This is a genomic window from Mycolicibacterium hippocampi (assembly GCF_010723735.1).
Lineage (GTDB): Bacteria > Actinomycetota > Actinomycetes > Mycobacteriales > Mycobacteriaceae > Mycobacterium > Mycobacterium hippocampi.
Window position 1 is genome coordinate 1,460,814 of the sequence record NZ_BLLB01000002.1, and the last position, 22,823, is coordinate 1,483,636.

The window sequence follows — 22,823 nt, forward strand, 5'->3', positions numbered from 1 at the left end:
TGCAGTTGGCACTCGCGACCGGCGAGTGCTAGGTCGGGACGGTGAGGCTCGGGGCCGCACCTAGCGGGGCACACCCAAGCCGTCCGTCGCGGGCACTGCGCCCGACCAGCAAGACGTGCATCCCCGATCCGGAGGAAACACTTCGCAATGGCCAAGACAATTGCGTATGACGAAGAGGCACGCCGCGGCCTCGAGCGGGGACTCAACGCCCTCGCCGACGCGGTAAAGGTGACGTTGGGGCCCAAGGGTCGCAACGTCGTCCTCGAGAAGAAGTGGGGCGCCCCCACGATCACCAACGACGGCGTGTCCATCGCCAAGGAGATCGAGCTCGAGGACCCGTACGAGAAGATCGGCGCAGAGCTGGTCAAGGAAGTCGCCAAGAAGACCGACGACGTCGCAGGCGACGGCACCACCACCGCCACCGTGCTGGCTCAGGCGCTCGTTCGCGAGGGCCTGCGCAACGTCGCCGCGGGTGCCAACCCGCTCGGCCTCAAGCGCGGCATCGAGAAGGCCGTCGAGGCTGTCACCCAGACGCTGCTGAAGTCGGCCAAGGAGGTCGAGACCAAGGAGCAGATCGCTGCCACCGCCGCGATCTCCGCCGGTGACACCCAGATCGGCGAGCTGATCGCCGAGGCGATGGACAAGGTCGGCAACGAGGGCGTCATCACCGTCGAGGAGTCCAACACCTTCGGCCTGCAGCTCGAGCTCACCGAGGGTATGCGCTTCGACAAGGGATACATCTCGGGTTACTTCGTGACCGACGCCGAGCGTCAGGAAGCCGTCCTGGAGGATCCCTACATCCTGCTGGTCAGCTCGAAGGTGTCGACCGTGAAGGATCTGCTCCCGTTGCTGGAGAAGGTCATCCAGGCCGGCAAGTCGCTGTTGATCATCGCCGAGGATGTCGAGGGCGAAGCCCTTTCCACCCTGGTGGTCAACAAGATCCGTGGCACCTTCAAGTCCGTCGCCGTCAAGGCTCCGGGCTTCGGTGACCGCCGCAAGGCCATGCTGCAGGACATCGCGATCCTGACCGGTGGCCAGGTCGTCAGCGAAGAGGTCGGGCTGTCCCTGGAGACCGCCGACGTCGCGCTGCTGGGTCAGGCCCGCAAGGTCGTCGTGACCAAGGACGAGACCACCATCGTCGAGGGCGCCGGTGACTCCGACGCCATCGCCGGCCGGGTGTCTCAGATCCGTGCCGAGATCGAGAACAGCGACTCCGACTACGACCGCGAGAAGCTGCAGGAGCGCCTGGCCAAGCTGGCCGGCGGTGTTGCGGTGATCAAGGCTGGAGCTGCCACCGAGGTGGAGCTCAAGGAGCGCAAGCATCGCATCGAGGACGCGGTGCGCAACGCCAAGGCTGCCGTCGAGGAGGGCATCGTCGCCGGTGGTGGCGTGGCCCTGATTCAGTCGGCTCCTGCGCTCGACGAGCTGAAGCTGACCGGCGACGAGGCCACTGGCGCCAACATCGTCCGGGTCTCGCTGTCGGCCCCGCTCAAGCAGATCGCCCTCAACGGCGGCCTGGAGCCGGGTGTCGTCGCCGAGAAGGTCTCGAACCTGCCCGCGGGTCACGGCCTCAACGCCGCGACCGGTGAGTACGAGGACCTGCTGAAGGCCGGCGTTGCCGACCCGGTGAAGGTCACCCGCTCGGCGCTGCAGAACGCGGCGTCCATCGCGGCGCTGTTCCTCACCACCGAGGCCGTCGTCGCCGACAAGCCGGAGAAGGCCGCCGCACCTGCCGGCGACCCGACCGGTGGCATGGGCGGCATGGACTTCTAGTCCCTGTACGAAAGGCCCCGAGCTCGCTGAGCGAGCTCGGGGCTTTTTCGTGCCTCCATCGCCGACAGCGCGGTTTCATCCGCGGCTCGCCGGGGCGGGCGTATCGAACCGCACAGTCGCGGCTGTGGACAAGCGTTCTGTCTGTGGACAACCAGGTCGGTGGCGGGGAGCGGCGTCGGTGTCGGCGGCGATCGTTCCGGCATGCAGGTCGACGGCCCGTTCCGGGCAGACGAAGCCCTGGAGGCCGGGCTGTTGACGTTCCGCGAGCTCCGGCGGTTCCACGCCGGGGTTTATCCGGGGGTCTGGGCGCCGCGCGGCATCGAACTGTCCGCGGTGCAACGGGCCCGGGCGGCCTGGCTGTGGTCGCGCCGACGAGCAGTGATCGCCGGGTTGTCGGCGTCTGCACTTCACGGTGCGAAGTGGATCGAACCCGGGACACCGGCACAGCTGATCCACACCAACCGCAGGCCGCCGCCGTTGATCGACCTCCACACCGACGCTCTGGCTTCGGACGAAACCCAGCGCATCGACGGCATGACCGTCACGACCCCGGCCCGGACGGCATTCGACCTCGGCCGTCGCCTCGAACTCGTGGTCGCCGTGCAGCGCATCGACGCACTGATGAACGCCACGGACGTCAAGGCGGTCGAGGTCGAGCGGGTGGCGAGCCGTCACGCGGGCGCACGCGGATTGCGCCGGCTTGGCCGTGCTCTCGATCTGGTCGACGGCGGTGCGGAGTCGCCGTATGAGTCGCTGACTCGGCTGTTGTTGGTCCAGAACGGCTTTCCGCGTCCGCAGACCCAGATCCCGGTGTTCGACGGCAGGGGTCGGTTGTTCGCACGCCTCGACATGGGTTGGGAGCGGTATCAGGTGGGCGTGGACTTCGAGGGTGCCCAGCACTGGACGGATTCCAGACGGCGCAACTGGGATGTCGAACGGTACGCGGTGCTGCCCGAGCTGGGCTGGCATGACGTGCGGGTGACGAGCGGACTACTGCACAACAACCCGAAACGGTTGCTCGACCGCGTTGCGGTGGCTCTGGTCGCCCGCGGCTGCCCACCAACGTGGCGACAGTGAATCCTCATACGCTGGCCCGGCATGTCCCGTATGACGCCGCACTGTCGCGGGGATCCCAGTGTCGCTAGAGCGGGACGCAGTCGTCGCCGCAGCCTGACGCGGGCACAGACTCGGACGGAGCGGGCCGGTGCAGCACGGCGCCACGGGGATCGACGGTGAGGCCGTCGCCGGTGACCGTCGCCACCCCGTCGACGATCAGTGTGTAGCCACCCGGTTCGCGCGGCGGCCATACCAGGGTGACGTCGGCATGGCTGTCGGCATTGCGGCGGGTGCTGTTGCCGACCGGGCCGATGTCGAGCACGCCGTTCTGCAGCACGGGTGCGACCGCGACGGTGTGTGCCCGGTAGTCGTCACCGACTGTCACCAGATAGGAAAAAGCAAAGTCGGCCAATGCAGTCGCGAGTTGATCGAGGTCCACCTTGACGCTCATGTGTCCATCCTGCCCGATGCGTGACGGACATCTACGGCGCGACGACATCAACGCGGTGCCGTGCACATGGCAGCACATCGCCCGGGTCTACCTGGGCCTGTCCTGGGCCGCCGGGACGGCTCCGCAGGCGGAGGCCCGCCTCGCCGGGCACGCGGAACTTCGTGATTCCGGCTGGCGCCTGGAGAAGCCGATTTCATAGTGAACAGCTTCCTGCCGCCGACGGTCGCAGCCGTGCAGGGTCGCTTCGTCAGCTGCGGCGAGTACACCGAGGACTACGACGCGCTGTTGGCCGCGCTCTAGAAGCCCGGCGAACCCTGTATCCGCTCGGAGCGGCATACCGTGCGCAGACCGCACAACGCGGGGGTGACGTGGCGTCGGCGAATCAGTGGCTGCACGCGTGGTTCGCCGAGCCCGATTTTCCGATGGAAGTCTCGGATCTCGTCGTCACGGGACTGCTTCGGTTCTTCGTCGAGGTCCGGAGCCAATGGCTCGCGACCACGACCAGGTGAGCGCCCGTGAGGTTGAGTGACCCCAGCTGTTGATCCCGGCGGCGTCCCGGTCGCTGTACGGCGGCGCCAGCGGCGCGACCCGCGTCATACCGCAGGCGCGGGCCGGCGCCCCCGGACGAGCTTGCCGGGACGGGCGTCGGTGGGCGCCCCGTTCTCGGCGATCACCTCGCCGGTGACGACCGTGGCACGGTAACCTTCGGCCGTCTGGTCGAGGCGCCGTCCGCCCGCCGGGAGGTCGCCGACCACCACGGGCCGGTGCAACCGCAGCGCCGCCGCGTCGATGACGTTGAGATCGGCCTTGTAGCCCACCGCGATTCGGCCACGGTCGGCCAGGCCCGCCACCCGCGCGGGCGTCGAGGTCAGTTCGCGCACCGCCGCGGCGACCGACAGCCGACCCGTGGGCCGGTCACGCACCCAGTGGGTGAGCATGTAGGTCGGGAACGACGCGTCGCAGATCATCCCGTAGTGCGCGCCACCGTCGCCGAGTCCCAGCACGACGTCCTCACGGTGCAGCAGTTCGGCGACGGTGTCGAGTGATCCGTCGCGGAAGTTCGCGAGCGTGACCAGCAGCATCGCGTGGCCGTCGTCGTCGAGCAACAGGTCGTATGCCATCTCCAGGGGGTTGACCCCGCGGGCCCGGGCCTGGGCGCCGATGGAATCTGCCGGCGACGGCTCGTAGTTCGGGGGATCGCCCAGCGGGAACATGTAGTCCCACGCCTGTGCGGCGAACATCAGCGGATGCCCGTCGGAGGCCGGTTTGTCGTTCAGGATACGTTGGCGCACTTCGGGTTTACGTAGCTCGGCGACCAACTCGGCCAACGGCAATCCGGCGATCTCCCGAAAGGACGGGTACAGCACGAACGGGTTCCCGGAGAGCTCGAGGCCCAGCACCAACCCGATGGGACGCGGGAAGATCTGCGCACTGATCTCCCCGCCTGCGGCGTTCGCCTTCTCGACCATGTCGAGACCGTCGACGAAGAACGGGTCGCCCGCGTTGCCGATCGCCAACGTGAACGTCACCGGCAGGCCTACGTCCTCGGCGACGTCGAACACCGTCTGCAGGGCCGGACCGTAGTCTCCGGCGACCAGGTCTGGAACGAATTGGATCAAGCCGCCGCCGGCATCCTTGACGCCGCGTGCGATCGCCTCGATCTCGGCCCGGCCCGCTTCGAAACTTGGTATGGGCCGCCCACTTTCGGACTTGTGCAGCGTGAGCCGGGATGATGCGAAACCGAGCGCACCGACATCCACGGCCTCGGCGGCGAGTTTGCGCATAAGGGCCAGGTCCTCGTCGGTGGCGGGTTCGCGGTCCACACCGCGGCGACCCATCACGTACACCCGCAACGGGGAATGCGGCAGGAACGCCGCGACGTCAATGTCGCGGCGCCCCGCGTCGAGGGCGTCGAGGAACTCCGGAAACGTCTCCCACGTCCACGGCAGGCCGTCGACCATCACGACACCGGGGATGTCCTCGACACCTGCCATCAGATCGACGAGCGTGTCGTGGTCTTCGGGGCGGCACGGTGCGAAACCGACGCCGCAGTTGCCCATGACCGCGGTGGTGACGCCGTGCGCCGAGGACGGCGTCAACCGGTCCGACCAGATCGCCTGACCGTCGTAGTGGGTGTGCAGGTCGACGAACCCGGGGGTGACGAGCAGGCCGGTGGCATCGATCTCGCGGGTCCCGGTTTCGTCGACGACGCCGATCGCGGCGATGACGCCGTCGCGCACCGCGACGTCGCCGACGTACGGTTCGCCGCCGAGACCGTCGACGATGGTGCCGTGCCGGATGACGAGCTCATATGTCATACCCCGAATGTACGGTGAGCTGATGATCGACCACTTCGGAATCAACTGTGCGGACTGGGAGAAGTCGAAGTCCTTCTACGACAAGGTCCTGGGCGTGCTCGGCTACTCGCGGCAGATGGACTTCGATGTCGCCATCGGGTACGGCGCCGAGGGGCATCCGGCGTTCTGGATCGCCGACGCATCGGCGGGGGAGGCCGCCGGCCCGAACCGGGAGGTCCACATCGCGTTCGCCGCGAAGGATCCGGAATCGGTGCAGGCGTTCTACCAGACCGCGCTGACGTTCGGCGTCGAGCCGCTGCACGAACCCCGGCTGTGGCCGGAGTACCACGACAACTACTACGGCGCGTTCGTCCGCGACCCCGACGGCAACAACGTCGAAGCGGTGTTTCACGGAGGTGCTCATGTCTGACATCGACGCGGCACGGGAGCTGCTCCGTGACTCGTTCACCCGGCTGATCGAGCATTCCGACGACCTGACCGACGGGCTCACCGATGAGGTCGCGTACTACCAGCCGACACCGCAGGCCAACACGATCACGTGGTTGATCTGGCACACCGCCCGCATGCAGGACGCGCAGGTGTGCGATATCGCCGGCATCGAGCAGGTGTGGTTCCGCGACGGTTGGGTCGACCGGTTCGCCCTCGATCTGCCACGCGACGCCCACGGCTACGGGCACACCCCCGAGGAGGTCGCCAAGGTCCGCGTGCCGGCGGACCTGCTCGCCGGCTACTACCACGCGGTGCACAAGGAGTCGCTGGAGTACGTCGCCTCGGTGTCGGCCGATGAGCTCGCCAGGGTGGTCGATGACAACTGGACCCCGCCGGTGACCGCCAGTGCCCGGCTGGTGAGCATCATCGACGACGCCGCACAGCACCTCGGCCAGGCGGCCTACATCAGGGGCATCGCCAGCTGACCCGGCGGGAGGTGGCCCGGTGGTGGCCGGTGGCGGGGCTCGCGGTCATGACACTGCTGGGCCTCGCGGTCGGTAGGGGGTCCACCCCGGTGGACGACTGGTTCCAGGACCTGGGACAGACGCATCGGCCGCTCGGGTGGTTGCTGGTGTTCACCGACGGCCGGGTCACGCTCACGTTGTGGGCGATCCTGCTGGCGATCGTGGTGCTCCAGAAGCGGTGGCGGTTGGCGGCCGTCGTCGCCGTGGCACCCCCTGTCGGCGTCCTGCTGTCGCGGTTGGCAAAGCGGGTGTTCGGCCGGGAGAAGGAGGGTGCGCTGGCCTACCCCAGCGGGCACACCACCCTCGCGGTGGTGGTGTTCGCCCTGGCTGTGCTCATCGCCGGGGTGACGGTGTGGGCGGTGGTGGGGGCCGTCGTGGCGACGGTGCTCGCGGTGCTGGGCCAGGCAGTGTCCTACCACTACTTCACCGACGCGGTCGGTGCGGTGTTCCTGGGCGCCGCGGTGGTGTCCGCTGCCGCCTGGTCGGCCCGACTTGACAGGTGTCAACCCCGCTGCGACCTGGATCACACGAGTGGTTAGCATGGGGACATGACAGCGACGCCCGATGTGGAACTGCCCAACCCGTTCACCGGTACCGGCACCATCAAGAACCCGGCGGACGGTTCTGTGGCCGGCCAGGTGCGCTGGACCGATCCGACCGATGTGCCGCGGGTGGCCGCCGGCCTGCGCGCCGCGCAGAAGGAGTGGGAGGCTCGTGGGCCGAAAGGACGCGCGAAGGTGCTGGCCCGTTACGCGGTGTGGCTCGGCGAGCACCGCGACGAGATCGAAGCGCTGCTGATCAAGGAGACCGGCAAGTCCGCGGTGGACGCGGCCCAGGAAGTGCCGCTCATCATCATGATCACCTCGTACTACATCAAGACCATGGAGAAGGCGCTGGCGCCCGAGACGCGTCCCGCGTCCCTGCCGTTCCTGGCGATCAAGAAGATCACCGTGCACTACCGGCCCCGCCCGGTCGTCGCCATCGTCGCGCCGTGGAACTACCCGGTCGCCAACCTGCTGATGGACGGCATCGCCGCGCTGGCGGCCGGATGCTCGGTGTTGCTCAAGCCCTCCGAGCGCACGCCGCTGACGGCCGAATTGCTGGTGCGCGGCTGGCTGGACTCCGGCGCACCGGAGGTGATGGCGATCGTGCAGGGCGCACGCGATGCGGTCGAGGCCGTCATCGACAACTCCGACTTCATCCAGTTCACCGGATCCAGCGCCACCGGCGCCAAGGTGATGGAGCGCGCCGCGCGCCGACTCACCCCGGTCAGCCTGGAACTCGGCGGCAAGGACCCGATGATCGTGCTCGACGACGCCGACGTCGACCTGGCCGCGCACGCCGCGGTGTGGGGCGCGATGTTCAACGCCGGCCAGACGTGTGTGTCGGTGGAGCGGGTCTACGTGCTCGAGTCGGTGTACGACCAGTTCGTCGCCGCGGTGGTCCGTGACGTGAACAAGCTCAAGACCGGCGCCGGTGAGGGTTACGACTTCGGGGCACTGATCGACGAGAGTCAGGTCGCCGTGACCGAGCGGCACGTGCGGGACGCGCTGGCGGCGGGCGCCAAGGCGCTCACCGGCGGGCAGCGGCCGGCGGGTGCCGGCAGCTTCTACCCGCCGACGGTGCTCGTCGACGTCGACCACTCGATGGCGTGCATGACCGAGGAGACCTTCGGTCCCACGCTTCCGATCATGAAGGTGGCCAGCGTCGACGAGGCGATCCGGCTGGCCAACGACAGTCCGTACGGGCTGTCGGCAGCGGTGTTCTCCCGCGATCTGGAGCGTGCGAAAGCCGTTGCGGTGCAGCTGGACTGCGGCGCGGTGAACATCAACGACGTGATCTCCAACCTGATGTGCACGACGGCTCCGATGGGAGGCTGGAAGACCTCGGGGATCGGTGCGCGATTCGGCGGCGCCGATGGCCTGCGCAAGTTCTGCCGCCAGGAGGCCGTCGTCGCACCGCGCACCAACGTCGGCGCCGGCGGCAACTACTACAACAACTCGCACAAGGCGCTCCAGCGGATGAACAAGTTGATGACGAAGTTCGCGCTGATTGGACCGAAGCGCTCGGCGAAGTAGTCCACCCGGCGTTCACCGAGGCGTCACCGCGAGGTACTCCCGGCCCGATAGCTTCTGCCGGTGACCACGCTCAAGGGAACCGAGTACTACACCGTTCGCGACGACGACGATGACGATCCCGTGTTGGTGCATCAGCCGAGCGGGATCCAGGTCGACACCTGGCGCGAAGGCTATCCGTACGCCGAGCGGATGCCGCGCCCGGAATACGAGGAGCAGAAGCGGCTGCTCCAGATCGAACTGCTGAAGCTGCAGAACTGGAGCAAGGCCAACGGGCTGCGCCACGTCATCGTGTTCGAGGGCCGCGATGCTGCCGGCAAGGGCGGCACCATCAAGCGGTTCATGGAGCACCTCAACCCCCGCGGCGCACGCGTCGTCGCCCTGGAAAAGCCCACCGAACGCGAACGCACCCAGTGGTATTTCCAGCGCTACGTGCCGCACCTGCCGGCGGCCGGTGAGATCGTGATGTTCGACCGGTCCTGGTACAACCGGGCCGGGGTGGAGCGGGTGATGGGGTTCTGCACGGCAGATCAGCACGAGGAGTTCGTCCGCCAGGCGCCGCTGTTCGAACAGATGCTGGTCAACGACGGCATCAGCCTGACCAAGCTGTGGTTCTCGGTGACACAGTCCGAACAGCGCACCCGGTTCACCATCCGGCAGGTCGATCCGGTCCGGCAGTGGAAGCTCTCGCCCACCGATCTCGCGTCGTTGGACAAGTGGGACGCCTACACGGCGGCCAAGGAGGACATGTTCGCGCTGACCGACACCGACTTCGCGCCGTGGACGGTGGTCAAGAGCAACGACAAGAAGCGTGCCCGCATCAATGCCATGCGCTACCTGCTCGGTAAGTTCGACTACGACAACAAGGACCGTGAGGTGGTCGCCGAAGCCGACCCCCTGATCGTGGGACGCGCCCTGGCCGACTAGACCGCCCGGCGTCCCGGACAAGGAGGATGCCGTGCGGTTCCTGGCTGCCCTTCTGCTGTGGCTGCTGACGACCGCGGCACTGGCTGTCGCGGTGCCCGCGGTGTGGGCGCAGGTGAACGTCGTCGGGGAGAGCGGCTACGCCACCCTGGCGGCCTCCGCGGCGCAGGACCCCCGGCTGCAGGACGCGATGGCCGCCGAGCTCACCACCCAGGTGGTCTCGCTCGGCGCGGACAACGGTTTCACGCTCAACCCCGAACTGGTCCGTCAGGTCGCCGGCTCCTACACCCGCAACGATGGGTTCCCCGGTCAGTTCGCGCAGGCGAACCGGATTGCGCACCGGTGGATGTTCACCGGCGCCGTCCCCAGCGGCAACTCCACCGACCAGTGGCTGATCGACCTCGCACCCATGCTGTCGGACCCGTCGTTCGCGGCCACGCTCGGCACGTTGGATCTCCAGGTGCCCCAGACCCTCACGGTGCCCATCACCGTCGACTCACCCGAACTGCGGCCGGGCAAGCTGCGATGGCTGGCGACGTGGGGTCCGTGGGCCAGCATCGGCGCGGCCGTCATGACCGCGGTCTTCGCGTTGTTGACGTTGGCCGCCGCGCGGTCCCGGGGCAAGGCGCTCACCGCGCTGGGCGTGTCGGGCCTGTTGGTGGGTGCCGCCGGATGGGCGGGGATCGAGGTGGGCCGCCGGCACCTGGAAGGCGCGCTGAATCGCACCACCGGAGACATCCGCACCGTCGCCGAGGTCATGGTGGCCCAGGCCGAGGGCAGCCTGCACCACTGGCTCAACCTCACCCTGATGGCCGGTGGCGTCCTGGTGGTGCTCGGTGTGATCGCGTCGATGATCGGCGGGCTCGGGCGCCGGTCCGACTGAGCCTCACGCGGTGTTCTTGGCGATGAAGCGTCGCAGCAGCAGCCAGATGACGGCCAGGTTGTAGGCGACGCCTGCGAGCAGATATGGCCACCAGGTGCCGTGCGCGTCGGCGACCCAGTACGCCTTGGCCGCCCAGTACGGGGGCAGCACGCCGAAGGCGAGGTTCCACGCCGAGTCGACGAACCAGGGCAGGCAGGGTAATCCGGCGATGATGATGCCCAGCAGGCGCATCACCGCGATGCCCTGGATCTTGTTGCTCGCCACGGCCACGATGAGCAGCAGCGTCACCACCGACGACAGCCCGGCCACCATGCCGATCGGGATGAGCGCCGGTGTGAGGCCCGGCTGCAGGATCCCGCTCAACGACATCGTCGCCACCACGTACACCGTGGTGACAGCCACGACGGTGGTTGCGCGGTAGGCGAAGAAGGTCCCCAGCGACACCGGAGTGACCCTTAGCGCTGTCAGGGTGCCTGCGTCGACCTCGTCGAGGACCAGGAAGGCGCCCAGACCGCCGACGATGATGATGCTGGTCAACAGCAGGATCGCGGTGAGCACCAGCGGGTAGTGGGACACCAGGTCGAAGTCGTAGCGCCGGTCCAGGGTTTCGGTCAGCGGCGGGACGAGCACGCGGGTGCCGACGGTCCAGATCACCGGGGCGAACACCAGCATGACCAGCAGCGGATCGCGGTAGGTGCCACGGATGTCGTTGCGGCCGAAGGCAGCCCAGGCGTGAGGTGCCGGCGTCGAGGTCGCCATCACAGCACCCCCGACCGCTCGACGACGTACCGGACGAAGAGGGTTCTCGCCAGCCAGTACAGACCGGCGGCGCACACCAGGGGATATCCCAGCGCGTAGCCGATCTGCCACGGCGCGAGCGTCAGTTGATCGAACGCGGCGCCGAACAGCAGCAGCGGTCCCTGCGTGGGGATGAGGTACAGCACGGGGTTCGGCCACACTCCGGACAGATACAGCACCGGCAGCGCCAGGACCGCGAGCGGCACCGTCGTCGACAGGAACCAGTCGCTGACCGACGAGAACGGCAGCGACGAGACGAACCCGGCCAGCAGCATCACCAGCGTCCCGAGCACGACCCCGGCCACCACCGTCACCATCTCGGCACCCACGCCGTGGGTCAGCCCCACCACGACCAACGCGACGAACACCGAAACAGCCATCAGCACGGCGATTTTCACCGACAGGTACTCCCAGAACCGCAGCGGGCTGCAGATCACCGCGCCCAGCGTGCGCTCCTGCTTCTCGAAGAACACCGAGCCGCCGATGAAGAAGAACCCGATGATCGTGATGTCGCCGACGAGCACGTAGGGCTCGACGATGGGCCGCACGTGCGCCGGCATCGGCAACAGCAGCGTCAGCCACAGCAGGCCGGAGAGCACCGCGGCGTGCAGGAACCGTTGGCGCACCTGGGTGGTGGTCTCCAGCCGCAACGCGCTTGTCCACCTGCTCATACCAGGCTCCTGCCGGTGACGTCGACGAACACGTCGTCGAGGCTGGCTTCTCTGCTGTGAATGGTCTCCACGTGGTGATCGCGGAGCACGGCGTGGAATTCGTGATCGTCGGCCAGGCCGTCCATCCGGAACTCGGCGCTCTGCAGCACCCCCTGCGGATTGCGGTAGCCGACCTGCACCAGGCGGCGGCTGCGTGCGATCTTGAGCTCCGCGGGCTTGTCGAGGGCGACGATGCGGCCGTCGACGACAAACGCCACCCGGTCGCAGAGTTCGTCGGCGGTGGCCATGTCATGGGTGGTGAGAAAGATGGTGCGGCCGCGGGCCTTGAGGTCGAGGATCATGTCCTTGACCGTGCGTGCGTTGACCGGATCCAGGCCCGATGTCGGTTCGTCCAGGAACAGCAGCTCGGGGTCGTTGAGCAACGACCGGGCGAAGGTCAGCCGCATCTGCATTCCCTTGGAGTACTTCCCGACTCGGGTGTCGGCCACCCCGGCGAGTCCGACGGCGGCCAGCAGTTCCCCCGGATCCCGCACCGGGGCCTCGTACAGCGAGGCGAAGAACCGCAGGTTCTCGGCGCCGGTCAACTTCAGGTAGTGGTTGGGGAGTTCGAACGAGACCCCGATGCGCTGGTAGTAGTCGGATCCCCAGTCCAGCGGATCCTTTCCCCACACCAGCGCCTGACCGCCGTGGCCGCGCAGCAGCCCGATGAGGAGCTTCTGGGTGGTGGACTTGCCGGCTCCGCTGGGGCCGAGGAACCCGAAGATCTCGCCGGGACTCACGGTGAAATCCATGCCACGTACCGCGGGTTCGGACGTTTTCGGGTACGTGTAGGTCAGTTGTCGAACGTCGATGACGTGCGCGGTGGTGTTCATCGGCTCCGGTGCGCCCTTTCGCGGGTAGGGGTGATCCACATTTCCGACCAGACTTCCCGGAGCGCCGGAAAGGACTGTACTAGACTTTCAGAAATTATTGAAGAGCATTCTGGATGAGGAGGTTTCGTCGTTGGTCGTACCGTCCACGTCGCCGGAGTCGCAGCAGGCCGCGGAGGAACTGGCGCTCGTCCTCACCAGCCACGGGCTGCAGCGGATGACCGCGCGCGTCCTGGCGACACTGCTGTTCACCGAGCAACCCAGTGTGACCATGGCCGAGCTCGCCGAGACGTTGCAGGCCAGTGCCGGATCGATCTCGGGGGCGCTGAAGATGCTCACCTCGGTCGGACTCGCCGAACGGGTGCCGGTCCCGGGAAGCAGACGCGAGCACTTCCGGCTTCCCAGCGATGCCTGGTCGGTGCTTTTCACCAGTAAGAACGAGACGATGCGCGCGATGCTGGAAGCGGCCGACGCGGGCTTCGAGGCCACCGACGACGGTGGCCTGGCCAGGGAGCGTCTCGCCGAGATGCGGGACTTCTACGGCTTTCTGATGGCCGAGATCCCGGCGCTGCTGGACCGCTGGCACCAGCAGCGGGGCTAGCCGCTCACGGCGGTAGCAGTCCGATCTGCCGGTACACCGACCGCAGATAGCGGCGCATCTCGTCGACGTCGGGTGGGTCGGGTTGCAGCACGCGGTAGGTCACCGCGCCCACCATCATGTCGATGGCGACGTCGAAATCGACGTCCTCGGCGACAGTGCCCAGTTCGCGGGCCTGTGCGAGCAACGCCGCCGCCAGCTTGCGGCGCGGCAGGATGTAGCGCTGCCAGTAGGTGGCCATCAGCTGCGGATGGCTCACCGCCGAGCCGAACACCCGGGCCACCAGCGCGCGATACTGCACTGTGGTGACGGTGTCAGCCGCCCGGTCGATCGCGGCCTCCACCAGGGCATACGGTGACTCGGTGTCGATCGCTTCCTGGGACGCCCACCCTGCCTCGTCGACGAGCAGCGTCTCCATCGCGGCGGCGATCAGCTCTTCCTTGTTGGCCCACCGCCGGTAGATCGTCGGCTTGCCCACGCCCGCGTTCTTGGCGATCCGCTCGATGCTGGCGCCCTCGACCCCCCGCTCGATGAACAGCTCCAGTCCGGCGCGCAGAATCGCCATATCGGTGGCGCCGTCTCGGGGCCGTCCCCGGCCGGCCGGTGTCGTCACCGGGCCGTGCCGCTGGTGAAAGCCTCAGTGAGCCAACGGTTCAAACCCGAAGCCTGGCCGGTGTCGCCGCGCCACGCCAGGTGGCCGTCCGGGCGCACCAGCATCACCTCGGCGCCCTGGTGGGTCAGGATCCCGACGCGCTCGCCGAGGTGGCCGTGGGCTACCTCGACGCACCGGGCCGCCGAGGTCGCGGCGGGCCGCAGCAGCGCCCACTGCCCACCCAACTCGCAGTGCAGCGTCGTCGTGGTGTCATCGTCTCTGCCGCAAGGCATGTCGGGAATCCGGTCCCCCGGGCGGGGCTTTCGTCCGGTACCCCCCAGCGGTCCCTTGCGGTAGCTCACCCACAGCTGGGAGGCGGTGTAGGTGAGCCAGCGCTGCACAGGTGCCGGACTGAAGATGCGCGGCGCGACGTGGTCGCGCAGGAACCGGCCGACCGGGTTGCGGGCGACGTTGACCCGGGTCACCGCGCTGGTGCCGCGCAGCACCCCGGTCGCCAGCGGTCGGCGTTCGGCTTCGTAGGTGTCGACGAGTGGGTCCCCGGCCTTGTCCTGCACCACGAGCGCGAGTTTGAAGGCCAGGTTCTCGGCATCACCGATGCCGGTCAGCATGCCCTGTCCGCCGAAGGGCGCATGCGCATGCGCGGCGTCCCCGGCGATGAGCACCCGCCCGCGACGATAGGTGGTGGCCAGTCTGCGGTGCACGGTGAACACCGAGAGCCACTCGGCGTCCCCGATATGGACCCGGCGCCCGGTCCGTTCCGGGACGACCTGCCGGATTCTGTCGAGAATGTCGCTCTCGCTGGGCTTGTCGTCGTATCCGGGGTCGTAGACGAACAGCCGCCACAGATCACCCCGGCCCTCGTCGTCGGGCATCGGCATCGCGCCGACGATCCCGTCGGGGTGCACCCAGCCCGTGGTGCCGCCGCGGTCGATGTCCCAGTCCAGGTGCACATCGGCGAGCAGGAAGCGTTCGGAGAGCTTGACGCCCGGAAACTCGATGCCGGCCAGCTTGCGGGTGGTGCTCGAGGTGCCGTCGCAGCCGACGACCCAGCCCGCCCGGATCGGCGTTCCGTCCTGCAGTTCGGCCACCGCGTGGTCCTGCTCCTGGCGCAGTCCGGCCAGTCCGTTTCCCCAGTGGGGTACGGTGCCGAGTTCGGCGAGGCGGGCACGCAACGCGGCCTCCACCTTGGCCTGGGACACCACCATCGGCGGCGCCGCGGTGTGCATCTTCGGGTCGCCGAACTCCAGCGTCATCAACGGGCGGTCGCCCAGGTAGTTGGTGATGCGCATGGCTCGCAGCGACTCGTCGGGCAGGGTTCCCAACGCGCCGATGCGGCCCAGCACCTCGGACCCGCGGGCGTGTAGGAAGTTGGCCCGCGAGGTGGTCGCCGGGCCGCGGGCGCGGTCGACGACCCGCACCGACACTCCATGCAGGCGCAGCGAGCACGCCAGCGTCAGCCCCGTCGGCCCCGCACCCACCACCAGCACCTCGACCTCATCCATGCCCATATATTAACGAAACGGTTCCGTAAAGAAAAGACTCCGCCGGAACGGTGTTCCAGCAGGGCTTTTGCACGATAGAGCCTGCTGGAATACCGTTCCGGCGGCGTCAGGGGTTGATCACATGGGACGGGTCGGGCCGCCGCTCGGGAGGTGCCTGGCTGTAGTCACCCCACGGGCCGTCCCGGCGTTCGACTGCGGCCCGCACCCCCTCGGTTGCGGCGGCGTTGACGAACCGCTCGGCGTCGGGGGTGTTGCGCATCAGTCCGTCGAGGATCCCGCCGAGAGTCTGGGTCGACGCCAGCCCCATGTTCTCGTAGGCCTGGTTGACGATGAGTTTCTGCGCCTGCAACTGCGACAGCGGGATGCTCGCCAACCGGGCCGCGATCTCGGCCACGCGCTCCTCGAGCTGTTCGAAGGGCACCGACTCGTTGATGAGTTCGACTGCGGCGGCCTCCTTTCCGGTGAGCGGTTCACCGGTGAGCGAGTGCCACTTCACCTTCGCCAGGGACAGCCGGTACAGCCACATGCCGGTCAGGTAGGCGCCCCACATCCTGGCGTAGGGGGTGCCGATGACGGCGTCGTCGCTGGCGATCACCAGGTCGGCGCACAGCGCGTAGTCGCTGGCTCCGCCCACGCACCAGCCGTGCACCTGCGCGATCACCGGCTTGGAGGCCCGCCAGATCGCCATGAACTTCTGCGTGGGTCCGGTCTCCCGGGCGCTCACCATGGCGAAGTCCTTGCCCGGGTCCCACCGTCCGTCGGTGTTCATCGACTCGCCCCAGTGCTGGAATCCGCCACCGAAGTCGTATCCGCCCGAGAACGCCCGCCCGGCGCCTCGCAGCACGATGACCTTGACCGCCGGATCGCGTTCGGCGAGCCCGATCGCGGCTTCGATCTCGTCGGGCATCGGCGGGACGATGGTGTTGAGCTGCTCGGGACGGTTGAGCGTGATGGTCGCCACCGGTCCCTCGGCCTTGTAGAGCACGGTCTGGAAGTCTGTCGCCACGGTTCAGTCCTACCGCTCGGCCCCCGGTGAGTCGAGCAGATCGGTGCGCGATGGTTGACTAGAATTCAATTCTAGAATTATCTTCCAGTCATGGGGCGAACGGCGAGGCCCGACGACGCACGGCGGCGCGAGATCCTCGACGCCGCGCTGCAGGTGTTCCTCGAGGCGGGTGTCGAGGGCGCATCGGTCGAGGACGTCCGCCGCCGCTCGGGTGCGAGCGTGGGATCCCTGTACCACCGGTTCGGCAGCAAGGAAGGCCTCGCCGCCGCGGTGTACGTGGACGCCCTCGGCGACTATCAGCGCGAGTTCACCGCCGCGCTGGACCGGGCGCGTGCCCCGGCAGAGGGGGTACGGTCCGCGGTCCGCACCCACCTGCGCTGGGTTCGGGATCACCCCGACCGCGCCGAGTTCCTGTTCAACGTGGCCGGCTCCGGTGTGCGTCGGGCCGCTGGCTCGGACCTGCGCGAGCTCAACGCCGGGTTCTTCGGCCACGTCCAGGAATGGTTCCGCCGGGGGGCGGCGGCGGGACAGTTGCGGGCGCTGTCCATCGACGTGGTCTACGCGCTGTGGCTCGGTCCCAGCCAGGAACTGGCGCGGCTCTGGCTGGCGCGCGGCCGACGCGGGGCGTTGCGCACCGAATCGGCCGTGCTGGCCGACGCTGCGTGGCGGGCGTTGCGCCACGATCCGAACGAGGAGGACACATGAGCATCTACCAGGAGCTGCTCCGGCAGGGAAACGAGGCGACGGACAGCTTCGTCCGAGTCGTGCGCCGCGACCGATCCGCGGTCGTGACCCTCGACGAACCGGCACGGCTCAACGTGCTCAGCGCGCCGCTGGTCATCCAGACCAAGGCTGCGCTGGCCGAACTCGTCGCCGATCCCGAGATCCGCACGATCGTGCTCACCGGAGCCGGAAGGGGGTTCAGCGCGGGTGGCGACCTCGAAATGATGCGTCTCGCCGAGGAACGCCTCGGTGACGCGGAGGGCTCCACCGACATCTGGCGGTGGATCCGGTACGAGTTCGGTGGCGTGGCAAGGCTGATCGCCCGCAGCGACACCGCATTCGTGGCGGCGATGAACGGGCCTGCGGCCGGAGTCGGACTCGCGTGGGCGTTGACGTGCGACGTCGTGATCGCGTCCGAGGACGCCCAGATCGTCCCGGCCTTCGGTCGGTTGGGACTCATACCCGAGGTCGGCACCTCGTGGGCGCTGACCCGGCGTCTCGGCTACCAGGGTGCGTTCGCGTTCTTCGCCGGCGGCCTTCCGCTCGACGCACACCGCGCGCGAGAGCTGGGACTGGTGCAGGAGGTCGTCGCCCCGGATGATCTGATGGCAGCGGCCGACCGGTGGTGCGACCGGATCGCCGCGCTGCCGCCGCACGCACTGGCGATGGCCAAACCCCTGTTGCGGCAGGCCGCGGACGCGACCTGGGACTCCACGATCACGATGGAGGAGTTCGCGGAGCCGAACTGCTTCACCACCGAGGCGTTCCAGCAGACGGTCCGGACGATGGTCGCGGCCAGGCCCGGTTCGACTAGTGCCAGTTCTTGAAAGCGTCGAGCAGCTTCCGGCGGAACCCCGGCTCGATCTCTTCGTCGCCGACCGCGCCGAGCGTCGCCACGGTCGACCGGAACTGCTGCAGGTAGCTCGCGCAGCCGTCACATTCGAGAAGGTGCTCGTCGAACCGGACCCGGGTGTCCGGATCCAGAGACCCGTCGAGATAGGCGGTGACCAGCTCGACGAGTTCGTCGCAGGCCATGTCTTCGTGGCTCACATCGCGTCCTTCAGATAGTCCTCGAGAACTTGTCTCACCGCAGCCCGACCGCGGTGCAGCAGCACGCGTTGGTTGGCGACGCTGATGTCGAGCAGCTTGCGCACGTCATCGGAGTCCATGTCGAGGACGTCGCGCAGGGTCACCACGACGCGCTGACGGTCGGGCAGTCCGTCCAGCGCGCGGCGGGTGACCTCCATCAACTCACCGCCAAGCGCTGAACCCTCGGGTGTTTCGGGGAACGGTGAGGGCATCTCCTCGGACTTCCAGTGGCCCGGCCACTGGTCGCCGGAGTCGCGGAAGCGGGACGGGTCGACGGTGCCGCCGGTGAACGCGGCGACCTGGGCGTCGAATTCCCTGCGGTCCCGCATGCCACGCTTCTTCGCGATGTTGATCATCACGGTGAACAACCAGGTGCGCAGCGACGACCGACCCTCGAAGGTGTCGATGCCCTTCAGCAGCGCGATCCAGGCCTCCTGCACCACTTCCTCGGCGATCTCGCGGCTGGCTACGTACCCGCGTGCCACCCGCAACATCGCGGGGGTGTGCAGGTCGACGAGCTTCGCGAAGGCCGACTCGTCGCGCGCCCGCAGCGCGGCGATCAGGTCGACCTCGTCAACAGATGTGGTCATCTACGCGAGAGGGTAGTGCCGGTCAGCGCCGGGAACTGCGCAATGCGTCGGTCAGCGTCCATACCGCGACGCCCAGCAGTGCGACGTCCTTGATCAGGAACTGGCCCGTCGACGACAGAACGGGGAAGCCGCCCGCTGATGCCTCGAACACCCCGGGTGTGGTGAACAGGAAACTCAGCGTCGCGACGAACAGGCCGACGGCGACGACGCTGCCCGCCGTCGAGACCCTCGGCCACCACGGTTTGACGGCGATCAGCGCTGCGGCGCCCAGTTCCAGCACACCGAGCAACATCGAGAAGGTGCCGACGGAGAACACGTCGTACACCCAACTCATGAACGGGCTGTTGGAGACGAGCGGTGCGATGCCGTTGGCCTCGAACTCGGTGAACTTCAGCGCACCGATCCACGCGATGACGACGACGAGCCCGTAGCGGGCCAGCCCCCCACCGAGACGCTCCAGGGCTGGAGGACTGACTCGGTCGGTGGTGGGGTGGTGGGTGACATCTTTCGTGACGCCGGCCATGACACTCCTCTCGGACGCGGGCCCCGCTCTCAGACAGCGCGACCATCACCGGCGTAGTGTCCGCATTGACGGCGGGCGTTACATGCCCGGTGGTGGGTCGGGCTCCCGGTAGGGGGCGTAGGCCGACCGGATCTGCCCGCCGATCTTGATGTGCGGTGTGCGGAAGTACGCCCAGCCCGTCATCAGGATCACCGTCGCGGCGACGAACGCGACGGAACTCTGGATGTCGGGCAGGCCGCCGAGGAACAGCAGCAGTCCGCCGACGGCCGAGCCCGTCCAGTAGATCCGTCGTTTCACGGCGCGCTTGGGCAGCTGCGGTGTGGCCCGTCCCGGGACAACGGCGGCGAGCAGCAACGCCAGCGCGCCGGCGATCAACAACACCTCAGACATCAGGGTCACTCATCACGCAGCAGCAGCTGGAACCCGTCGACGATCTCCTGCGCGTCGTCGCGGTACTCCGGGTTGTCGTCGGTGGCGGCCTGGATCGTCAGTGTCGCCAGGTACGTCGTGGTCCCGTTGCTGGCGACGACGGCATGCATGATGATCGGGCGTTCCGGGGCCGGGCCCATCGCCGGGGCGATGTAATCGGTGGTCTCCGAGGGGAATCCGCAGGTGGTGTTGCTCTCGGTGTTGAGGTTGGACGCGCCCATCAGCTGGACCAGGTTGGACCGGTTCTCTTCGAACACGATCTCGGCGGGCTGGATGCCGCGCACCGATTCGAGGGTGACGACGGCGTTGGGGGCGAATCTGCCGGACGCCAGCCCCTTCGCGACGATGGCGTAGCGGATGACCTGGCTGTCCATCAGGTCGTTGCGCTCCCAGCCGGACGGGATGGGGATGCGCAGTCGCGGTTCCCGGGTTCCCTTGGTCGGGATGTCGGCAAGGGGGGCGGAGACCTCCGCGCACTCACCGCCGTCGCCCGTCGCCGCCCGTCCGGAGCCGGCGGTCGTCACCGCGGTGCCCTGGATCTGCTGGGTGCAGCCGGTCAGCAGCAGCACCGCGGCCACGATCAGAGCGCATGCGCCGGAACGGTATTCCAGCAGGCCCCATCTCGGCGACTTGCTGCGTGGCTGCAATCTCGGCATCATGACGGCTCCTCACACAGCGTCCGAAGCAGGAATTCGTAGACGAGCGCCGCCCGGAACGCGGTCTGTGCGTTGTCCGCCGCGCCCGCGTGGCCGCCCTCGATGTTCTCGTAGTAGCGAACCGGCTGGCCCGCCGCCTCCAGCGCCGCTGTCATCTTCCGTGCGTGCCCGGGGTGGACCCGGTCGTCGCGGGTCGAGGTGGTGATCAGCACCGGAGGGTACCGGCGGCTTCCCGAGACATGTTGGTAGGGAGAGTATTTCGAGATGAACTCCCAGTCGTCTGGGTCGTCGGGATTTCCGTACTCGGCGACCCACGAGGCCCCGGCGAGAAGCAGATGGAAGCGGCGCATGTCCAGAAGCGGGACACTGCACACCAGTGCGCCGAACAACTCCGGGTACTGCGTGAGCATGATGCCCATCAACAGACCGCCGTTGCTGCCGCCCTGCGCCCCCAGCTGCCCCACCGTCGTGATGTCACGGGTCACCAGATCCTTTGCCACCGAGGCGAAGTCCTCGGCGACCAGATGGCGGCCCGCGCGCATGGCCTGGGTGTGCCAGCCGGGCCCGTACTCGCCACCCCCGCGGATGTTGGCAAGCACGTAGGTTCCTCCGCGGGACAACCACAGCCTTCCCAGCACTCCGTCGTAACCGGGGGTGCGGGCCACCTCGAAACCGCCGTACCCGCCGAGCAGTGTCGGACCCGGGCTCCGGCGGTGGCGGTGACCGACGACGAAGTACGGGATCGCGGTGCCGTCGTCGGACGTGGCGAAATGCTGGCTCACCTCCAGGTCGGCGGCATCGAAGAACGACGGGGCGCGTTTGATCACCGGGAGCGCCCCGGAACCGAGAGCGTCGCTGACGGCGCCGTGGCGAAGGCGCGACGGGGTGTCGAAACCCGAAGAGTCGAGGAACATCTCGTCACCCAGATCGTCTGTGGCGACGATGACGGTGTTGGTGTTGTCCGGTAGTCCCGCCACCGGCTCACTGGTCCAGGGCCCCGGGGTGAACACCTCGACGCGGCTGGCCACGTCGGCCAACATGACGACGACCAGGTAGTCGCGGGTCCAAGCATAGTGGTGCAGGCACGTGTGCTCGTCGGGTGTGAACACCACCTGCAGTTCGGCTGTGCCGGCGAGGAATTCGTCGTAGTGGGCCGCCAGCAGTGATCCCGCTACGTACTGGTCGACACCGTGGTACCAGTCGGTGCGCAGCTCGATCAGCAGCCAGTCGCGATGCACCGAGATGCTCGAATCGGTCGGGACGTCGATCCGGATCAGCTCGCCGGCACGTAACTCGTAGACCTCTTCGTTGAAGAAGTCCAGCGCCCGGCTCACCATCGTCCGCTCGAAGCCGACGGTGCGATCGACGGACGCCGCGACGACCACATCCGTCGGCGCCCCACTGAACACGGTCTCGGCGTCGGCGAGCGGCTGGCCCCGCCGCCACCGCTTGACCACCCGCGGATAACCGGACTCGGTCAGCGAGCCCTCCCCGAAATCGGTACCGACCAGGACGGTGTCCTCGTCCTCCCAGCTGATCTGCGACTTGGCCTCGGGCAGCGCGAAGCCCCCGTCGACGAACTCGCGGGTGCGCATGTCGAACTCGCGCACCACCGCGGCGTCCGAGCCGCCGGGCGACAGGCTGATCAGTGCCAGCGTGTGGTCGGGGTCGATGACGTCGGCGCCGGCCCACACCCACTTGACGTCGTCTTCGGCGGCCAGCTGATCCACGTCGATGACGACGTCCCAGTCGGTCTTCTCGCTGCGGTAGCTCTCCAGCGTGGTGCGCCGCCACAACCCGCGCGGGTTGGTCGCGTCCCGCCAGAAGTTGTAGAGGAACTCGCCGCGGCGACGCACGTAGGGGATCCGGGTGTCGGTGTCGAGCACCTCCAACGCCTCGGACCGCATCTGCTCGAAGCGGTCACCACCCAACTCGGCGACCGTGGGTTCGTTGTGCTTGCGGACCCACGCCAGCGCGTCGTCGCCGGTGACCTCCTCGAGCCAGAGGTACGGGTCGCTGTCGGTCTGCGCGGGAGCGTCGGTCACCCCCCCATTCTGCGCAATGCGACATACTGCCCGGCATGGGCATCTTCGGTAGCTCCGACGACGGCGTCGACGACGGTGGTTTGCGACGCCGGGTTGAAGAGCTGGAACGCCGGCCTACGACGGCCCCGGGGGCACAGTCAGCGCCGAGGTCCGGCAGCTGGCCTTGAACGGTCAGAAGATCCAGGCCATCAAGATGCTGCGTGAACAGTCCGGACTGGGACTCAAGGAGTCCAAGGACATCGTCGACCAATTGGCGCCCTAGGGGCGAGATCGACCCC

At 68.0% G+C, this 22,823-nt stretch carries 28 protein-coding genes; 14 read left to right on the plus strand and 14 right to left on the minus strand.

All coding sequences use genetic code 11. From position 1 onward, the window contains the following. The first annotated feature begins 147 nt into the window (after window positions 1-147). Window positions 148-1,773 carry a chaperonin GroEL gene (gene groL / locus G6N53_RS08075; RefSeq protein WP_163888003.1) on the plus strand — a complete coding sequence of 542 codons (1,626 nt, stop codon included), beginning with the start codon at window positions 148-150 and terminating at the stop codon, window positions 1,771-1,773. Between the two features lie 201 nt (window positions 1,774-1,974). Then, a complete protein-coding gene (locus G6N53_RS08080; RefSeq protein WP_163888004.1) occupies window positions 1,975-2,850 on the plus strand; it encodes a type IV toxin-antitoxin system AbiEi family antitoxin in 876 nt (291 codons plus the stop codon). A 64-nt stretch (window positions 2,851-2,914) separates the two neighbouring features. Here G6N53_RS08080 and G6N53_RS08085 read toward each other — a convergent pair whose 3' ends face one another. Then, complete coding sequence (locus tag G6N53_RS08085) at window positions 2,915-3,280, minus strand: pyridoxamine 5'-phosphate oxidase family protein (protein WP_163888005.1); 366 nt, start codon at window positions 3,278-3,280, stop codon at window positions 2,915-2,917. Here G6N53_RS08085 and G6N53_RS08090 point away from each other — a divergent pair. Continuing rightward, window positions 3,279-3,479 (plus strand): hypothetical protein, encoded by a 201-nt coding sequence (locus G6N53_RS08090; protein WP_163888006.1) that lies wholly within the window; start codon window positions 3,279-3,281, stop codon window positions 3,477-3,479. The two genes, G6N53_RS08085 and G6N53_RS08090, sit on opposite strands and share 2 nt — an antisense overlap. A gap of 169 nt (window positions 3,480-3,648) precedes the next feature. After that, window positions 3,649-3,789, plus strand: a complete 141-nt coding sequence (locus tag G6N53_RS08095; RefSeq protein WP_163888007.1) for a hypothetical protein — start codon at window positions 3,649-3,651, stop codon at window positions 3,787-3,789. A gap of 84 nt (window positions 3,790-3,873) precedes the next feature. Here the strand turns inward: G6N53_RS08095 and G6N53_RS08100 are convergent, their stop codons facing one another. Then, a complete protein-coding gene (locus G6N53_RS08100; protein WP_163888008.1) occupies window positions 3,874-5,598 on the minus strand; it encodes an N-acyl-D-amino-acid deacylase family protein in 1,725 nt (574 codons plus the stop codon). Window positions 5,599-5,620: 22 nt separating this feature from the next. Between G6N53_RS08100 and G6N53_RS08105 the strand changes: the two genes are divergently transcribed. The 6 genes from G6N53_RS08105 to G6N53_RS08130 are packed head-to-tail and all read left to right on the plus strand — an operon-like array spanning window position 5,621 to window position 10,433. Further along, window positions 5,621-6,007: a VOC family protein gene (locus G6N53_RS08105; RefSeq protein WP_163888009.1), complete on the plus strand. Its 387-nt coding sequence runs from the start codon at window positions 5,621-5,623 to the stop codon at window positions 6,005-6,007. Beyond that, on the plus strand, window positions 6,000-6,512 hold the full coding sequence (locus G6N53_RS08110) for a mycothiol transferase (RefSeq protein WP_163888010.1): 513 nt from the start codon (window positions 6,000-6,002) through the stop codon (window positions 6,510-6,512). The genes G6N53_RS08105 and G6N53_RS08110 overlap by 8 nt, the downstream gene beginning before the upstream one ends. Window positions 6,513-6,541: 29 nt before the next feature. After that, entirely contained in the window at window positions 6,542-7,090 is a 549-nt protein-coding gene (locus G6N53_RS08115; protein ID WP_308494822.1) for a phosphatase PAP2 family protein, read from the plus strand. A gap of 9 nt (window positions 7,091-7,099) precedes the next feature. Beyond that, window positions 7,100-8,629, plus strand: a complete 1,530-nt coding sequence (locus tag G6N53_RS08120; protein ID WP_163888011.1) for an aldehyde dehydrogenase family protein — start codon at window positions 7,100-7,102, stop codon at window positions 8,627-8,629. A 60-nt stretch (window positions 8,630-8,689) separates the two neighbouring features. Further along, the gene (gene ppk2, locus G6N53_RS08125; RefSeq protein WP_163888012.1) at window positions 8,690-9,553 is read left to right on the plus strand and encodes a polyphosphate kinase 2; all 864 of its coding nucleotides are present in this window, start codon (window positions 8,690-8,692) and stop codon (window positions 9,551-9,553) included. Window positions 9,554-9,584: 31 nt separating this feature from the next. Continuing rightward, the gene (locus G6N53_RS08130; RefSeq protein ID WP_163888013.1) at window positions 9,585-10,433 is read left to right on the plus strand and encodes a hypothetical protein; all 849 of its coding nucleotides are present in this window, start codon (window positions 9,585-9,587) and stop codon (window positions 10,431-10,433) included. Window positions 10,434-10,436: 3 nt separating this feature from the next. Here G6N53_RS08130 and G6N53_RS08135 read toward each other — a convergent pair whose 3' ends face one another. Genes G6N53_RS08135 through G6N53_RS08145 form a run of 3 tightly spaced genes read right to left on the minus strand, consistent with a single transcriptional unit; the run spans window position 10,437 to window position 12,774 of the window. Next, a complete protein-coding gene (locus G6N53_RS08135; protein WP_163888014.1) occupies window positions 10,437-11,192 on the minus strand; it encodes an Rv2686c family ABC transporter permease subunit in 756 nt (251 codons plus the stop codon). After that, window positions 11,192-11,902, minus strand: coding sequence for a fluoroquinolone export ABC transporter permease subunit (locus G6N53_RS08140; protein ID WP_163888015.1), 711 nt, complete (start codon window positions 11,900-11,902; stop codon window positions 11,192-11,194). Before G6N53_RS08140 ends, G6N53_RS08135 begins: the two co-directional genes overlap by 1 nt. After that, window positions 11,899-12,774, minus strand: coding sequence for an ABC transporter ATP-binding protein (locus tag G6N53_RS08145; protein ID WP_163895631.1), 876 nt, complete (start codon window positions 12,772-12,774; stop codon window positions 11,899-11,901). Before G6N53_RS08145 ends, G6N53_RS08140 begins: the two co-directional genes overlap by 4 nt. A gap of 130 nt (window positions 12,775-12,904) precedes the next feature. Between G6N53_RS08145 and G6N53_RS08150 the strand changes: the two genes are divergently transcribed. Beyond that, on the plus strand, window positions 12,905-13,372 hold the full coding sequence (locus G6N53_RS08150) for a GbsR/MarR family transcriptional regulator (protein ID WP_264063848.1): 468 nt from the start codon (window positions 12,905-12,907) through the stop codon (window positions 13,370-13,372). A gap of 4 nt (window positions 13,373-13,376) precedes the next feature. Here G6N53_RS08150 and G6N53_RS08155 read toward each other — a convergent pair whose 3' ends face one another. The 3 genes from G6N53_RS08155 to G6N53_RS08165 all read right to left on the minus strand — a co-directional run bounded on the left by G6N53_RS08155 (window position 13,377) and on the right by G6N53_RS08165 (window position 16,490). After that, window positions 13,377-13,982 (minus strand): TetR/AcrR family transcriptional regulator, encoded by a 606-nt coding sequence (locus G6N53_RS08155; protein ID WP_237166458.1) that lies wholly within the window; start codon window positions 13,980-13,982, stop codon window positions 13,377-13,379. Further along, the gene (locus tag G6N53_RS08160) at window positions 13,979-15,484 is read right to left on the minus strand and encodes an FAD-dependent monooxygenase (RefSeq protein ID WP_163888016.1); all 1,506 of its coding nucleotides are present in this window, start codon (window positions 15,482-15,484) and stop codon (window positions 13,979-13,981) included. The genes G6N53_RS08155 and G6N53_RS08160 overlap by 4 nt, the downstream gene beginning before the upstream one ends. A 106-nt stretch (window positions 15,485-15,590) precedes the next feature. Beyond that, a complete protein-coding gene (locus G6N53_RS08165; RefSeq protein WP_163888017.1) occupies window positions 15,591-16,490 on the minus strand; it encodes a crotonase/enoyl-CoA hydratase family protein in 900 nt (299 codons plus the stop codon). A 90-nt stretch (window positions 16,491-16,580) separates the two neighbouring features. Here G6N53_RS08165 and G6N53_RS08170 point away from each other — a divergent pair, with 90 nt between their 5' ends. Further along, window positions 16,581-17,195 carry a TetR/AcrR family transcriptional regulator gene (locus tag G6N53_RS08170; protein ID WP_163888018.1) on the plus strand — a complete coding sequence of 205 codons (615 nt, stop codon included), beginning with the start codon at window positions 16,581-16,583 and terminating at the stop codon, window positions 17,193-17,195. Further along, on the plus strand, window positions 17,192-18,040 hold the full coding sequence (locus G6N53_RS08175; protein ID WP_163888019.1) for an enoyl-CoA hydratase/isomerase family protein: 849 nt from the start codon (window positions 17,192-17,194) through the stop codon (window positions 18,038-18,040). Before G6N53_RS08170 ends, G6N53_RS08175 begins: the two co-directional genes overlap by 4 nt. On the opposite strand, the gene G6N53_RS08180 is transcribed toward G6N53_RS08175, so the two are convergent. The 6 genes from G6N53_RS08180 to G6N53_RS08205 all read right to left on the minus strand — a co-directional run bounded on the left by G6N53_RS08180 (window position 18,024) and on the right by G6N53_RS08205 (window position 22,545). Then, entirely contained in the window at window positions 18,024-18,248 is a 225-nt protein-coding gene (locus G6N53_RS08180; RefSeq protein ID WP_163895637.1) for an anti-sigma factor family protein, read from the minus strand. The genes G6N53_RS08175 and G6N53_RS08180 overlap by 17 nt on opposite strands. An 11-nt stretch (window positions 18,249-18,259) precedes the next feature. Beyond that, complete coding sequence (locus tag G6N53_RS08185; protein ID WP_163888020.1) at window positions 18,260-18,892, minus strand: RNA polymerase sigma factor; 633 nt, start codon at window positions 18,890-18,892, stop codon at window positions 18,260-18,262. 22 nt (window positions 18,893-18,914) lie between these two features. Beyond that, on the minus strand, window positions 18,915-19,415 hold the full coding sequence (locus tag G6N53_RS08190) for a YkgB family protein (RefSeq protein WP_163888021.1): 501 nt from the start codon (window positions 19,413-19,415) through the stop codon (window positions 18,915-18,917). A 78-nt stretch (window positions 19,416-19,493) separates the two neighbouring features. Beyond that, window positions 19,494-19,805, minus strand: coding sequence for a hypothetical protein (locus tag G6N53_RS08195; RefSeq protein ID WP_237166459.1), 312 nt, complete (start codon window positions 19,803-19,805; stop codon window positions 19,494-19,496). Between the two features lie 5 nt (window positions 19,806-19,810). After that, window positions 19,811-20,500 (minus strand): LpqN/LpqT family lipoprotein, encoded by a 690-nt coding sequence (locus G6N53_RS08200; protein ID WP_163888023.1) that lies wholly within the window; start codon window positions 20,498-20,500, stop codon window positions 19,811-19,813. After that, complete coding sequence (locus G6N53_RS08205) at window positions 20,500-22,545, minus strand: prolyl oligopeptidase family serine peptidase (protein ID WP_163888024.1); 2,046 nt, start codon at window positions 22,543-22,545, stop codon at window positions 20,500-20,502. The genes G6N53_RS08200 and G6N53_RS08205 overlap by 1 nt, the downstream gene beginning before the upstream one ends. 163 nt (window positions 22,546-22,708) lie before the next feature. On the opposite strand from G6N53_RS08205, the gene G6N53_RS30135 reads away from it, so the two are divergent. Then, entirely contained in the window at window positions 22,709-22,807 is a 99-nt protein-coding gene (locus G6N53_RS30135; protein WP_237166460.1) for a ribosomal protein L7/L12, read from the plus strand. The last annotated feature ends 16 nt before the right edge of the window (window positions 22,808-22,823 follow it).